The organism is Pseudomonas sp. KT_2_4, assembly GCF_041410225.1.
Classification (GTDB): Bacteria; Pseudomonadota; Gammaproteobacteria; order Pseudomonadales; family Pseudomonadaceae; genus Aquipseudomonas; species Aquipseudomonas paracarnis.
Map to the genome: position 1 here is coordinate 2,548,645 of NZ_CP166962.1, position 13,768 is coordinate 2,562,412.

Below are 13,768 nucleotides of genomic sequence, written 5' to 3' on the forward strand. Positions count from 1 at the left end.
AGATCCTGCTTGCAGCCTCCCTTATCGTCATCGCCGCTTTCGCGTTGTTTACCCTCTACAACGACTACCTGCAGCGCAACGCGATTCGTGACGACCTCAATAACTACCTGCATGAGATGGGCGACGTCACCGCCAGCAACATCCAGACCTGGCTCACCGGGCGTATCGCCCTGGTGGAAAACGCCGCACAGAACATCGCCATCAACCCTGAACAAAGCGTGGTCGCCAGCCTGCTGGAACAGAAAGCGCTGACCTCGTCATTCATGGCCACCTACGTCGGTGACAGCCAGGGCACCTTCACCATTCGTCCTGACACCAAGATGCCCGACGGCTTCGATCCGCGTGTTCGCCCCTGGTACAAGGGCGCCCAGGCCAGCAACGGTTCAACCCTGACCGAACCCTATATCGACGCGGCGACCGGGCAACTGATCATTTCTGTCGCCACGCCCAGCGCCAAGGGTGGCCAGAGCATCGGCGTAGTCGGCGGCGACCTGAGCCTGCAGACCCTGGTGGACAACATCGGCGCGCTGGATTTTGGCGGCATGGGTTATGCGTTCCTGGTCAGCGCCGACGGCAAAGTGCTGGTGCACCCGGATAAAGCCCTGGTGATGAAGACCCTGGCGGACGTTTATCCAAAAGACACGCCGAAGATCAGCGGCGATTTCAGCGAAGTGCAAGCCAACGGCAAGACCAATATCGTGACGTTTACACCGATCAAGGGCCTGCCCTCGGTAAACTGGTACCTGGGCGTTTCGGTGGATAAAGACAAGTCTTTCGCCATGCTCAGTGAGTTTCGCACCTCGGCGGTGATCGCAACGATCATCGCGGTGGTGATCATCATCGCCCTGCTCGGCATGCTCATCCGCGTCTTGCTGCAACCTTTGCACCTGATGACCCGAGCCATGCAGGACATTGCCGACGGTGAAGGCGACCTGACCCGCCGCCTGACCATCCAGAACAATGATGAATTCGGCACCCTGGGCAATGCTTTCAACCGCTTCGTCGAGCGCATTCATACCTCGATTCGCGAAGTGTCTTCAGCCACCGAGCACGTCAATGAAGTGGCCCTGCGGGTGGTCAGCGCCTCCAACTCGTCGATGGTCAACTCCGACGAACAGGCCAACCGCACCAACAGTGTCGCTGCCGCCATCAATCAACTGGGGGCTGCAGCCCAGGAGATCGCACGCAACGCCGCCCAAGCCTCCAGTCAGGCCAGCGATGCCAGGCACTTGGCCGAAGACGGCCAGCAGGTGGTTGAACGCAATATCAAGGCGATGACGCAGTTATCCAGCATGATCAGCACCTCAAGCACCAATATCGAAGCACTTAACAGCAAAACGGTGAATATCGGCCAGATTCTTGAGGTGATCACCAGCATTTCCCAGCAAACTAATCTGCTGGCGCTCAATGCGGCGATCGAAGCGGCGCGCGCCGGGGAAGCCGGGCGTGGCTTTGCGGTCGTGGCCGATGAAGTGCGCAACCTCGCTCATCGCACTCAGGAGTCGGCGCAACAGGTGCAGACGATGATCGAAGAGCTACAGGTGGGTGCCCGGGACTCGGTGACTACCATGAGCGAAAGCCAACGCCACAGCCTGGACAGCGTGGAAATCGCCAACCTGGCCGGCGAGCGCCTGAACAGCGTGACCCAGCGCATTGGCGAGATCGACGGTATGAACCAGTCGGTCGCCACCGCCACTGAAGAACAGACCTCGGTGGTGGAGTCGATCAATATGGACATCACCGAGATCAACACCCTCAACCAGGAAGGGGTGGAAAACCTGCAATCGACCTTGCGCGCCTGCTCGGACCTGGAACAACAGGCCTCGCGTTTGAAGCAATTGGTGGGCAGCTTCCGGATCTGAGGGGCAATACCGACCATTACAGCGAACGCAATGCGAACTAATGTGGGAGCGGGCTTGCTCGCGAAAGCAGTCTATCAGTTGAAGATGTACTGACTGATTCACCGCTTTCGCGAGCAAGCCCGCTCCCACAGGGGACCTGCGTTTAACCGACCGGCATAACACACCAATCCCAATCGAACATCTATCCTTACCTCAGGTCCATCTAGGGAGAGCAATGGATCGGAGGGATGTTCATCGTGCATATCGCTGACATAACCATGTTCTACGCCCCGGCCAGCGGTGGCGTACGCACTTACCTTGACGCCAAGCACCGGCGTCTGGCGCTCAAGCCGGGCATTCGCCACAGCCTGTTGATACCCGGTGCACACTTGAGCGAGCAGGACGGCATCTTCAAAGTACCGGCGCCCGCCCTGCCCTTCGGCAAAGGCTATCGCTTCCCCCTTCGTTTGGCGCCTTGGCGAAATGTCCTGCACGATTTACAGCCTGACCTGATCGAAGTTGGCGACCCTTACCTGACCGCCTGGGCCGCACTGGATGCCCGACGCCAATTGGATGTGCCGGTCATCGGCTTTTACCACTCCGACCTGCCACTGCTGGTGAGCAATCGCATGGGGCCTTGGTTTACCCCCAATGTTGAAGCCTATGTGCGCAAACTCTATGGGAATTTCGACCGAGTGCTCGCCCCCAGCCAGGTAATGGCCGACAAGCTCACCGGGCTTGGCGTCAGAAATGTCTTCGTGCAACCCCTGGGTGTAGACCTGCAAACCTTCACCCCTGAGGTACGTGACCCCGGCCTGCGCGCCGAACTGGGGATTGGCGAAGACACTCGACTACTGATCTTCGCCGGGCGCGGCTCCAAGGAGAAAAACCTGCCGGTGCTGCTCAACTGCATGAAACGCCTGGGGGAAGGCTACCACTTGCTGTTGGTGGGCTCCGGCATGCCGGCCAGCGTGCCAGACAATGTCACCGTGATTGACGGATTCCGGCCCGCCCAACATGTCGCTCGGCTGATGGCCAGCGCCGACGCCTTACTGCATGGTGGCGACCAGGAGACCTTCGGCCTGGTGATCCTGGAAGCCATGGCCTGCGGTATTCCAGTGGTCGCCGTGGCGGCCGGGGCCTTTACCGAGATTATCGACGAGCGTTGTGGCGTGCTGTGTGCGCCAAACAACCCCAAGGCCATGGCCGATGCGGTGCGCGAGTTGTTCAGTACCGACAGCCGACGCCTGGGTGCTCAGGCTCGGCGCCATGTCGAGCAGCATTATGCGTGGGACACAGTAGTCGACAGCCTGCTGGGGCATTACTGCGCCGTGCTGGGCAGCCATGAACCGATGCTCGCCCATGGCTGAGCGCGCGCTGATGCTGGTACTGCACGACGTGGCACCGCACACCTGGGCCGACTACCGGCCCTTCGTCGAGGCCGTCGATGCACTGGGCGACGTGCCCATCACTTGGCTGGTGGTGCCGGACTTCCATCACCATGACGACCTAGCCGCCCACCGCGATTTTCGGCGCCTGCTCGATAGCCGTGTCGCCAAGGGCGATGAACTCACCTTGCATGGTTATTACCATTGCGACGACCAACCTCGGCCGCGTACGCCAAAAGAATGGTTTATGCGACGCATCTATACCCACGAAGGCGAGTTTTACCAGCTGTCCGAAGCCGAGGCGTTGCGGCGGTTGACCGCCGGCATTGAGGTATTCCAGCGCAATGGCTGGCCGCTGCATGGCTTTGTTGCGCCAGCCTGGTTGATGAGCGATGGCACCCGGCAGGCATTGCGCCAGTTGCCGCTGAGCTACACCAGCGACCCACAACATTTTTATCGCCTACCGGACTTCACGCCTATCAACGCCCCTGGCCTGGTGTGGAGCGCCCGCAGTGCATGGCGCCGGGGATTGTCCAAAATCCTCACTGATCGCCGCGAACAGCAATGGCAGGCCGCCCCGCTGATCCGACTGGGTGTGCATCCGGTGGACATGCGCCACAGGTTTTCCCGCGATTATTGGCTAGACACCCTGCAACGCCTGCTCAACGCGGGGCGCGTCCCCCAAACCAAGGCCGCCTGGCTGGCGACGCAGCCATGGGCCGACTGATCTGGTTAGTGTTGGCGCTCTTGGTGGCGCTGGTGATTCCATTGTGGCTGGGCGGCGGCGAAAGCATTGCGCGCCTGCGCCAGTTTCCGTTGCCCCAGTTACTGGGGATGTTCGCCATGATCATCGGCTGCTGGCTGATCAACAGCCTGCGCATCCGCCTGTTGCTTGGCGAGCATCGCGGCCAGTTAGGGCCGCTCAAAAGCCTTGGCGTGGTGATATCCACTGAATTCGCCATGTGTGCAACTCCCGGCGGCAGCGGCGGGCCGTTGACCCTGATGGCCCTGCTGGCGCGCAATGGTATCCGCCCCGCCCATGGCAGCGCGGTGTTCGCCATGGACCAATTGAGCGACCTGGTGTTTTTTCTCTGCGCACTGGTGGGGATCTTGCTGTATGCGCTGTTCCATAGCCTCAGCCCGCGTCTGGAGTGGTTGCTGGGGCTTAGCGCCGTGTCGATGGTGGGTGGGGTAATCAGTGGCTGGGCCGTGGTGCATGTTCACCGGCGGCTGATTCGCCTGGCGGGTTTGGCACTCAAGGCCATGAAGGTCAGTGCTACCACCCGCCGACGCTGGGCACGCCGGTTGCTGCGTTTTCTTGCGGCGTTCAGCGCCACCCTGAAACTACCCCGGAGCACCTTGCTTGGGGTCTTTGCGCTGACCAGCCTGCATTGGCTGCTGCGTTACAGCGTGCTGTACCTGGCGCTGCGCGGGTTGGGGGGCGAGGTACAGTGGGCCTGGAGCTTTCTGATCCAGATGTTATCCCTGACTGCGGGGCAGTTCAGCCTGGCGCCTGGTGGGGCCGGCGCTGCGGAATTGACGTCAGCGGCACTGCTGGCGCCCATGGTGGGCACATCCACAGCGGCTGCGGCAATTCTGATCTGGCGCGCGGTGACCTACTACTTCTATTTGCTGGCCGGTGCGCCAGTGTTTCTATTGATGGTCGGCAAACCGCTGCTCAAGCGTCTTTTTCAGGGGCGGCAGGCGGCTGGTCGTGCGCCTGTGTCTGCTCCCATAAACGCGCCGCGCCTGGAAAATCAGTACCATCCTCGGCATCCAGCGCGTCCGGGTCGTAACGGCTCAAACAGCCCTCGCCCAAGGTAGCAGGCGCCCGTGAGGTGGCTTTATCCAGCGGATCGCTCATGGGAATCTCCAGAAGCAGAAATAAAAAAGGGCCTGGAGAGTTTTACCTCCAGGCCCCGGTGTCTTTCAATCACAATCGCCGGGTCAGAAGACCACGGTCTTGTTGCCGTGCACCAACACGCGATCTTCCAAGTGATAGCGCAGGCCACGGGCCAGCACCATCTTCTCGACGTCACGGCCGAAGCGCACCATGTCTTCAATGCTGTCGCTGTGGCTGACGCGCACCACGTCCTGCTCGATGATCGGGCCGGCGTCCAGCTCTTCGGTCACGTAGTGGCAGGTTGCACCAATCAGCTTCACGCCACGCAGGGAAGCCTGGTGATACGGCTTGGCACCGACAAAGGACGGCAAGAAGCTGTGGTGAATGTTGATCACCTTGCCAGCGTATTCGCGGCACAGTTCCGGTGGCAGGATTTGCATGTAGCGCGCCAGCACCACCACATCCGCGTCATGCTGCTTGACCAGTCGCGATACCTCGGCAAATGCCGGTTCCTTGTCCTGTGGGTTGACCGGCACATGGTAATAAGGGATGCCATGCCATTCGACCATGCTGCGCAGGTCGTCGTGGTTGGAGATCACGCAAGCAATCTCGCAATCGAGTTCGTCGCTGTGCCAGCGGTGCAGCAGGTCTGCCAGGCAGTGGGATTCGCGGCTGGCCATCAGCACCACGCGTTTCTTCTGCTCTGTATCGGTGATGTGCCAGGTCATCGAAAACTCTTCGGCAATCGGCGCAAACGCCTCGCGGAATGCTTCCAGGCCAAAGGGCAGCGTATCGGCACGGATTTCGTGACGCATGAAAAACCAACCACTGAGATCGTCCGAGTGATGGCTCGCCTCGGTGATCCAGCCATTATGGGAAGCCAGAAAGTTACTGACCTTGGCAACGATGCCAACCCGGTCCGGGCAAGCAATCACCAGCCGAAAAGTGCGCATTAGGGGGAAACTCCAGAACTTCACAAAGGCCGCTATTCTAGCGATTACGCAGAAAAACTGCAGTATTCCCTTGCACCTTATCTTGAGGCATGGCCGTGGTAACACCCCTTAATCGTGTAAGGTTTTACCACCGCTATATGACGGTACAACGGCATGCTGAGGTCAGTAGCAAAAAATTAACGCGATTATCTTTGCGCTTAACGCTGACTAATTAACTCATCGGCCAGGTTTTCTCACACACATTCAATGTCATTCACCTGAATAACGTCTTAAATGTTTACTTGATGAAATTGCCTGACTATTATTAGGCCACTCACCCTGTCAATCAGCGTTCTACATAAGGTAGTCCACATGTCACTGATCAACGAATACCGCGCCACCGAAGAAGCTATCAAAGAGCTGCAAGCCCGTTTGAAGAACCTGTCCGAAGACGACAAGCTGAAAACCGAGCTGGAATTCGAAGGCAAATTGCGCACCCTGATGGGTGAATACTCCAAATCCCTGCGTGACATCATCGCGCTGCTGGATCCAGAGTCGAAAGTTAAAGCACCGCGCGGCGCTGTGAAAACTACCGGCACCAAGCGTGCTCGCAAGGTCAAGCAATACAAAAACCCACACAACGGCGAAGTGATTGAAACCAAAGGTGGCAACCACAAAACTCTGAAAGAGTGGAAAGCCAAGTGGGGCGGTGACGTAGTTGAAGGTTGGGCAACCCTGCTGGGCTAAGCCCGGTCGGACGTTCACCCGATACGTCACACATGAAAAACGCCAGCTTGCTGGCGTTTTTTATTGTCTGAATATTCTGTAGTTATGCGCTTACAGACTCAAGCGCGCCGCTAATGAATCCACATAGTCCTGCCATTGCGCCAGCACCTGGCACTGAAACGATGTAGCACTAACCGCCAACTCCTCACGCGCCTGCTTAAATGCCAACAGGGTATTCGGCGCCCCCCACTGCGCCTCCGACAAACGTTGCTGACAGAAAAGTTTCCAGCGTTGTTGCTCGTCATTGTTCAAGGTTTCAGGAAAGTTACGCGCCCGGTAGCGAAATAATAATTCCGGCAAACGATGATCATCGAACGGCCACTGCTGACGGGCTAATTGCGCGGGCTCTGCCATGCGAACTTGCTCACATAAACGGCGGTCACGATCACCAATAAAACCCTCGTAGAGCTGCTGCTCCGGGTCCGCGTTCGACGCAAAGTCTTCCTCGGCATAAATGGCCGCTAACTTGTCCCGCCAAACTTCCTGTGCGTCAGTTAGTCGCAGCGCCCGCGCGAGGCAAGCCTCCTTATCCAGTTGCAGGCGCTCAAGATCTTGCGGGCGCAGCACCTTCAACGGCGCAACCACCGGGCAGCGGTTGATATGCAGTAGCTTGAGCGGAACCGGCAGCTCACCTTCGGCCAGCTCATCGCGGCGCGTGTAAAGACGCTGGCGCAGGGTCGCCGCATCCAGGTCCAACAGCCCTTGCGGATCGAGCCCCAGGTCACAGACGATCAAGGCATTGCGATTGCGTGGGTGCCAGGCCAGGGGCAAGACCACGCCCAGGTAATGGCGTTCGGCGGAGAAACGCCCGGAGATATGCACCATCGGTTGCAGCAACCGCACCTGATCCATGACCCGTTGTTTACTGCGCAGTTGAAACAACCATTCATATAACTTCGGTTGTTTCTCCCGGACCAACCGCGCCAGGGCGATGGTTGCACGCACATCCGACAACGCGTCATGGGCCTGGCCGTGGTCTATGCCGTTGGCCTCTGTCAAGCGTTCGAGCTTGAGGGTCACGCGCCCTTCCTGCTCGGGCCAGTTGATGCCCTCCGGCCGCAGGGCGTAGGCGGTGCGCATCACATCGATCAAGTCCCAGCGACTGTTGCCGCCCTGCCACTCGCGCGCATAGGGGTCGAAAAAATTGCGGTACAGACTGTAGCGCGTCATTTCATCGTCGAATCGCAGGGTGTTGTAGCCGGCGCCGCAGGTACCTGGCGCGGCCAATTCGGCGTGCACCCGAGTCATGAAATCGGCTTCGGCAAGGCCCTTCTCAGCGAGGATACTCGGCGTAATACCCGTGATCGCACACGCTGCCGGATGAGGCAGGATATCGTCGCTGGGCTGGCAATAAAGGTTGATCGGCGCACCGACCTCATTGAGCTCAAGGTCGGTGCGGATACCGGCTACCTGGAGCGGGCGATCGTTGCGCGGGTTGATGCCGGTGGTTTCATAGTCGTACCAGAAAATCGAGGTCACGGGCTATTCCTGTGCTGAAGACCGACAAAGTCTAGGCGCTGCAAGGCGTCCGGGGCCAGCGATACCTTACTGTATAAATATCCAGAAAAACCTCGGGTGGTTGCTTCCATCCTCGACACTGCTAGCATCCGTGTCTCTCAAGTCGCCTCGCAGTGCCAAGGATCGCAATGCCATCAACCCCTCTGGATACCCACTATCAGATAGAAACGCCCGAGGGCATCGACCTGCCCCTGCGCCCTGCTGGCCTGCCCTCCCGGGCATTGGCGTTTGCATTCGACCTGGGCGTGCGCGGGATCATCATGGGTATCCTGCTGGTGCCGCTGGCGCTGCTCGGCAATGTGGGGATCGGGCTGGGTTCGCTGCTGCTGTTCCTGGTGAGCTGGTGGTACATGGTGTTGTTCGAAGTGCTCAACCAGGGCTGCTCGCCAGGCAAGCAGGTCATGGGCCTGCGCGTGGTACAGGATGACGGCACGCCCATTGGCTGGTCGGCATCGCTGATCCGCAACCTGCTGCGTTTTGTCGACATGCTGCCCTTCGGTTATTTCCTGGGCGCGATCAGTTGCCTGCAACATCCGCACTTCAAGCGGCTCGGCGACCTGGCCGCCGGTACGCTGGTGGTCTACCGGGAATTGCCGCTGGTACGCCCAAGCATCCCTCAAGCGCCCGCCCTGCGCTTACCCTTCGCACTGGAGTTGAGCGAACAGCGGGCCATCCTCGGTTTCGCCGAACGCCAGGCCGAACTCTCGGCCGAACGGGTGCATGAACTGGCCGCCATCCTCGCAGAGCCCCTGCAGGTGTCTGCGCCGCGCGCCGTGGAGCAACTCAACGGGGTAGCCCGTGGTTTGTTGGGGCCGACATGAAGCAGAGCCTTTTTGAAAGCCGCCACCAGCGCCAATGGCATACCTTCGCCGAGCAGTTGACACAACTGGAGCAAGGTAAAGCCAAGGCCGCCGATGTTGCCGACTTCCCGCATCAATATCGACGCCTGTGCCAACATCTGGCCCTGGCTCAGCAACGCGGCTATAGCAGTTACCTGGTCGACACGTTGCAACAACTGGCACTGCGCGGCCATCAACAACTGTATCGCCATCGCAGCCAACTGACGGCAAACATACTGGCGTTTCTTCTCGCCGACTTCCCGCGCCTGGTACGCGAACAATGGCGCTTCGTGCTGATCGCTGGCCTGCTATTCTTTGGCAGCCTGGTGGGGATAGCCCTGCTGGTGTACCTGTTCCCCGATCTTATCTACAGCATCATCAGCCCCCAGCAGGTGGCCGACATGCAGGGCATGTACAACCCCGACGCCAGCCGTCTGGGCCGTGCTGCCGAACGGGCCGCCAGCGAAGACTGGATGATGTTTGGCTATTACGTGATGCACAACATCGGCATCGCCTTCCAGACCTTTGCCGCCGGCCTGTTGTTCGGCCTGGGCAGTGTGTTCTTCCTGATTTTCAACGGCCTGGTCATAGGTGCAGTCTCCGGGCACCTTACCGACATTGGCTATGGCCAGACCTTCTGGTCGTTTGTCATTGGTCACGGCGCATTCGAGTTGAGCGCCATCACGCTGGCCGGTGCCGCAGGTTTGCAACTGGGCTGGTCACTGGTTGCCCCCGGGCGCTTGGCACGCAGCGAGGCCCTGCGCCTGGCCGCCAGCAAAAGCGTACGGATGCTTTGCGGTGTCATGGTGTTCCTGTTGATCGCAGCCTTTATCGAAGCCTACTGGTCCTCAACCACTCGCATTGAGCCCTGGATCAAATACGCAGTAGGCGCCGCGCTCTGGCTGCTGGTGGCCGCTTACCTGTCCCTGGCCGGGCGGAGTCGCCATGCGCCTGACTGACGCCAGCGTGGTGATTCGCCCGCGTACTTCCTGGGAAGCCATGGACCTGGGCGTACTGATGGCCAGGGAACACCGTGTCCTGCTGATGGGCAGTTGGGCGCTGGTAAGCTTGCCGGTATTCAGCCTGTTGACGGTGCTGCTCTGGAATTACCCGTCTTTGGTCATGTTCCTGTTCTGGTGGCTCAAGCCGGCCTTCGACCGCTTGCCGCTGTACATTCTGTCCAAGGCCCTGTTTGGTGAGCCCCCCAGCCTCAAACAGGCCGTTCGCCAGTGGCCGCAATTGCTCAAGGGGCAACTGTTCGCAAGCCTGACGTGGCGGCGGCTGAGCATGAGCCGCAGCTTCACCCTGCCCGTCAGCCAACTGGAAGGCCTGGACGGTGACGCACGTCAACGACGCCTTGGAGTGTTGCTGCAACGTAACGCTGGCGCCGCACGCTGGCTGACGACCATCGGTGTGCACATGGAAATCGGCCTCTGGTTTGGCGGCATGACCCTGTTCTATCTCTTCATCCCGCAACAGGTTGAACTGGACTGGGACTGGCAACGGCTAATATTCGCGTCAGCCTCGGACGTGCTTTGGCTTGAGCACCTGAGCAATGCCTTCTATGCCCTGGTCCTGGTGTTCTGGGAACCCATCTACGTCGCCTGTGGCTTCAGCCTGTACCTCAACCGCCGCACAGTGCTGGAGGCCTGGGACCTGGAACTGGTATTCCGTCGGCTGCGCCAGCGCCTGAGCAATGTTGCACCGCTGCTGTTGCTGGTGGTTGGCCTGGCGTTGCTACACATCAGCCCACCGACCATGGCAGATGAAACCACAGCCCATAAGCCACTTAGCACCCAGGCCGCCAGCCAATCCATCCAGGCGTTGCTGGAAAAGCCACCTTTCAAGAACCCGGAAACCGTCACACGCTATCGGTTTGGCGAAGAAAAAGCGCCGGTTAAAAACAAGGCCACGGGCGACGGCAAATTACCTGGCTGGCTCCAGGCACTGCTCGACAACCTTAACAGCGACACCTTCAAATACGTCGCCAAAACTTTGGAAATACTGCTCTGGAGCCTTCTGATTGGCGGCCTGGCCCTGGTGTGCTGGCGTTACCGTGAATGGTTGCGCACGTTCGTCAGCCGCCTTGGGCCTACTCGCACGGCCGCTCCCTCGCCCGTTCCCGCTCAGTTGTTCGGGCTGGAACTGGGCACCGAGACATTGCCCGAAGACATCGCCAGTACCGCCGAACAACTATGGCCCACCCACCCACGGGAAGCCCTTGGCCTGCTGTATCGCGGGTTGCTCAGCCGGCTGTTGCACGAGTTCGACCTGCCACTGACAAGCGCCGATACCGAGGGGCAGGTACTGGAGCGTGTTCATCATTTGCAACAACCGCAGTTACTGGCGTTCAGCGACGAACTGACACGCCACTGGCAAAACCTGGCCTATGGTCACCGTCTGCCGCCTTCTTCAGCCCAACAAAAACTGTGCAGCGACTGGCGTGCTCTTTTCAGTGACGGAGCGGGCCAATGAATCGCGCGCTATTGTGGACAGCGCTGTTGTTGGCGTGCCTGGTGGGTGCGGGCGGCTTATATGCCTGGCACAAGGCAATTCCCTACGAGGAAGTGGTTGACCGGGGCCCGTCGCCAGAGGCTCGCGCCAATCCCTATCTGGCCGCCGAGCACTTTCTACGCCAGCACGGCTTGGTCGTGGCACACGCCAAGGGCCTTGAACGACTCGCCGAACTGCCCGCCAAAGGCCATAGCCTGTTGTTGCTGGGAGAGCGCAGCAACATGACCCCACGCCAGGTCGACCAACTGCTGGGCTGGGCAAAAGCCGGTGGCCACCTGCTCTTGGTCGCCGAGGCATTATGGGATGAAGAAGCCGACACAAGCGGTGACCTGCTGCTTGATCGCCTCACTATCCGCCAAACCTTGAGCGACACCTTCGACGAACCCGTGCCACCGCGTAAAAAAACCAAACCGGATCTGACCAAGCTCTATGTCGACAACGAAACCGCACCGGCGTACTTTAGTTTTGACACTTACTTCAACCTCACCGACCCCAAGCACCTGGCGCAGTTTTCCGCCAACAGCGCCCAGTCCAGCCACCTGATGCAACTCGACCTGGGGCAAGGTCGCGTCACGGTGATCACCGACAGCGACCTATGGAAAACCACAGATATCGGCAACCATGATAACGCCTGGTTGCTGTGGTACCTGAACCAGGGCACTGACGTCACCCTGCTGTTCAACAGCGACACAGACGATCTGTTTACTCTGTTGCTCCGTTATTTCCCCCAGGCCCTCGTCGCCCTGGTTGCGCTGCTTGCTTTGGGGCTGTGGCAGGCAGGCATGCGCCAGGGCCCGATCCAGACACCGGCGCCCAAGGCACGTCGCCAGCTGCAGGAACACTTGCAGGCCAGCGCGGACTTCCTATTGCGCCGCAGCGGCCCGGGCACGTTGTTGCAAGCCTTGCGACACGACATCCTGCGCGCAGCCCGGCGACGCCATCCAGGGTTCGAACACCTCGATGCGTCAGAGCAACGCCAAGTGCTGGAACACCTTACGCGACAACCCCCTCACATCATCAGCCAGGCGCTTGAGCCCGTTGCGCTGAAGCGGCTTTCCAGCGCCGACTTCAGCCGTCAGGTGGCGCACCTGCAAACCCTCAGGAATGCCTTATGAGCGACTCTCCACTGGCCACCGCCCTGACCGCCGAAAACCTTCAGCAGGCCAGCCAGCAGGCCCAGGCGCTGCGCGTGGAATTGCGCAAGGCCGTGATTGGCCAGGACCTTGTGATTGACGACGTGCTCACCGCCCTGATCGCAGGCGGCCACGTACTGCTTGAAGGCGTGCCTGGCCTGGGCAAGACCTTGCTGGTACGGGCCCTGGCCCGCTGCTTTGGCGGTGATTTCGCCCGCATCCAGTTCACCCCGGACCTAATGCCCAGCGATGTCACCGGCCACGCCGTTTACGACCTGCAGACCGAACAGTTCAAACTGCGCAAGGGGCCGTTGTTCACCCACCTGTTGCTGGCCGACGAGATCAACCGTGCACCCGCCAAGACCCAGGCAGCGCTGCTGGAGGCCATGCAGGAACGCCAAGTGACCCTGGAGGGCGAGGCGTTGCCCATCGGCCAGCCCTTCATGGTCCTGGCAACCCAGAATCCTATCGAACAGGAAGGCACCTACCCACTGCCCGAGGCCGAACTGGACCGCTTCATGCTCAAGGTGCGAATGGACTACCCGGATGCTCTACAAGAGCTGGATATGGTCCGCGAAGTGACGCGCTCGTCCAAGGCCGACATGCTGGAGGTACAGCCGTTGCGTACTGTGCTGCAAGCCGAGGACGTAGTAACGATGCAGCAAATTGCCAGTGACCTACCACTGGATGAACAGGTGCTCGACTATGCCGTGCGCCTGGCCCGTGCCACGCGCAGTTGGCCGGGGCTGGCCATCGGTGCCGGCCCCAGGGCCTCCATCGCTCTGGTACGCGGTGCCCGTGCCCGTGCGCTGTTGCGCGGTGGCGAATTCGTCACCCCCGATGACATCAAGGGCTGCGCCCTGGCGGTACTGCGTCACCGGGTACGCATCGCACCAGAGCTGGACATCGACGGCTTGGAGGTCGACCAGGTGCTCCAGCAGTTACTCGACCAGATTGCGGCACCAAGGCAATGA

The 13,768-nt window shown here is 60.0% G+C and carries 12 protein-coding genes and 1 pseudogene; 11 read left to right on the top strand and 2 right to left on the bottom strand.

The window, feature by feature from the left end:
* Window positions 1-116 precede the first annotated feature (116 nt).
* The 5 genes and pseudogenes from AB9N64_RS11765 to AB9N64_RS11785 all read left to right on the top strand — a co-directional run.
* Window positions 117-956, top strand: a pseudogene (locus AB9N64_RS11765) (cache and HAMP domain-containing protein); the annotation flags it as partial.
* 141 nt (window positions 957-1,097) lie between these two features.
* Window positions 1,098-1,862, top strand: a complete 765-nt coding sequence (locus AB9N64_RS11770; RefSeq protein WP_370694806.1) for a methyl-accepting chemotaxis protein — start codon at window positions 1,098-1,100, stop codon at window positions 1,860-1,862.
* A 227-nt stretch (window positions 1,863-2,089) separates the two neighbouring features.
* A complete protein-coding gene (locus AB9N64_RS11775) occupies window positions 2,090-3,211 on the top strand; it encodes a glycosyltransferase family 1 protein (RefSeq protein WP_014719730.1) in 1,122 nt (373 codons plus the stop codon).
* Entirely contained in the window at window positions 3,204-3,956 is a 753-nt protein-coding gene (locus AB9N64_RS11780) for a polysaccharide deacetylase family protein (RefSeq protein WP_289328968.1), read from the top strand. Before AB9N64_RS11775 ends, AB9N64_RS11780 begins: the two co-directional genes overlap by 8 nt.
* Complete coding sequence (locus tag AB9N64_RS11785) at window positions 3,944-5,053, top strand: lysylphosphatidylglycerol synthase transmembrane domain-containing protein (protein WP_019821239.1); 1,110 nt, start codon at window positions 3,944-3,946, stop codon at window positions 5,051-5,053. Before AB9N64_RS11780 ends, AB9N64_RS11785 begins: the two co-directional genes overlap by 13 nt.
* Window positions 5,054-5,176: 123 nt before the next feature.
* Here the strand turns inward: AB9N64_RS11785 and purU are convergent, their stop codons facing one another.
* Window positions 5,177-6,025: a formyltetrahydrofolate deformylase gene (purU, locus tag AB9N64_RS11790; protein ID WP_019821236.1), complete on the bottom strand. Its 849-nt coding sequence runs from the start codon at window positions 6,023-6,025 to the stop codon at window positions 5,177-5,179.
* A 351-nt stretch (window positions 6,026-6,376) separates the two neighbouring features.
* Here purU and mvaT point away from each other — a divergent pair, with 351 nt between their 5' ends.
* A complete protein-coding gene (mvaT, locus tag AB9N64_RS11795; RefSeq protein WP_019821235.1) occupies window positions 6,377-6,751 on the top strand; it encodes a histone-like nucleoid-structuring protein MvaT in 375 nt (124 codons plus the stop codon).
* Window positions 6,752-6,841: 90 nt separating this feature from the next.
* Here the strand turns inward: mvaT and sbcB are convergent, their stop codons facing one another.
* Window positions 6,842-8,269 (bottom strand): exodeoxyribonuclease I, encoded by a 1,428-nt coding sequence (gene sbcB, locus AB9N64_RS11800; RefSeq protein ID WP_019821233.1) that lies wholly within the window; start codon window positions 8,267-8,269, stop codon window positions 6,842-6,844.
* A gap of 167 nt (window positions 8,270-8,436) precedes the next feature.
* Here sbcB and AB9N64_RS11805 point away from each other — a divergent pair, with 167 nt between their 5' ends.
* From AB9N64_RS11805 to AB9N64_RS11825, 5 genes are read left to right on the top strand one after another with little or no spacing between them, the layout of a single operon-like run.
* The gene (locus AB9N64_RS11805) at window positions 8,437-9,129 is read left to right on the top strand and encodes an RDD family protein (RefSeq protein ID WP_014719736.1); all 693 of its coding nucleotides are present in this window, start codon (window positions 8,437-8,439) and stop codon (window positions 9,127-9,129) included.
* The gene (locus AB9N64_RS11810; protein WP_371360287.1) at window positions 9,126-10,106 is read left to right on the top strand and encodes a stage II sporulation protein M; all 981 of its coding nucleotides are present in this window, start codon (window positions 9,126-9,128) and stop codon (window positions 10,104-10,106) included. Before AB9N64_RS11805 ends, AB9N64_RS11810 begins: the two co-directional genes overlap by 4 nt.
* A complete protein-coding gene (locus tag AB9N64_RS11815; protein ID WP_019821229.1) occupies window positions 10,093-11,622 on the top strand; it encodes a DUF4129 domain-containing protein in 1,530 nt (509 codons plus the stop codon). The genes AB9N64_RS11810 and AB9N64_RS11815 overlap by 14 nt, the downstream gene beginning before the upstream one ends.
* Entirely contained in the window at window positions 11,619-12,776 is a 1,158-nt protein-coding gene (locus tag AB9N64_RS11820) for a DUF4350 domain-containing protein (protein ID WP_371360289.1), read from the top strand. Before AB9N64_RS11815 ends, AB9N64_RS11820 begins: the two co-directional genes overlap by 4 nt.
* Window positions 12,773-13,768 (top strand): MoxR family ATPase, encoded by a 996-nt coding sequence (locus AB9N64_RS11825; RefSeq protein WP_019821227.1) that lies wholly within the window; start codon window positions 12,773-12,775, stop codon window positions 13,766-13,768. Before AB9N64_RS11820 ends, AB9N64_RS11825 begins: the two co-directional genes overlap by 4 nt.

Coding starts and splice junctions, on each gene's coding strand:
- AB9N64_RS11770 (WP_370694806.1), top strand. CDS start 1,098: ATGGTCAACTCCGACGAACAGGCCAACCGCACCAACAGTGTCGCTGCC.
- AB9N64_RS11775 (WP_014719730.1), top strand. CDS start 2,090: ATGTTCATCGTGCATATCGCTGACATAACCATGTTCTACGCCCCGGCC.
- AB9N64_RS11810 (WP_371360287.1), top strand. CDS start 9,126: ATGAAGCAGAGCCTTTTTGAAAGCCGCCACCAGCGCCAATGGCATACC.
- AB9N64_RS11805 (WP_014719736.1), top strand. CDS start 8,437: ATGCCATCAACCCCTCTGGATACCCACTATCAGATAGAAACGCCCGAG.
- AB9N64_RS11780 (WP_289328968.1), top strand. CDS start 3,204: ATGGCTGAGCGCGCGCTGATGCTGGTACTGCACGACGTGGCACCGCAC.
- mvaT (WP_019821235.1), top strand. CDS start 6,377: ATGTCACTGATCAACGAATACCGCGCCACCGAAGAAGCTATCAAAGAG.
- AB9N64_RS11820 (WP_371360289.1), top strand. CDS start 11,619: ATGAATCGCGCGCTATTGTGGACAGCGCTGTTGTTGGCGTGCCTGGTG.
- AB9N64_RS11785 (WP_019821239.1), top strand. CDS start 3,944: ATGGGCCGACTGATCTGGTTAGTGTTGGCGCTCTTGGTGGCGCTGGTG.
- purU (WP_019821236.1), bottom strand. CDS start 6,025: ATGCGCACTTTTCGGCTGGTGATTGCTTGCCCGGACCGGGTTGGCATC.
- AB9N64_RS11825 (WP_019821227.1), top strand. CDS start 12,773: ATGAGCGACTCTCCACTGGCCACCGCCCTGACCGCCGAAAACCTTCAG.
- AB9N64_RS11815 (WP_019821229.1), top strand. CDS start 10,093: ATGCGCCTGACTGACGCCAGCGTGGTGATTCGCCCGCGTACTTCCTGG.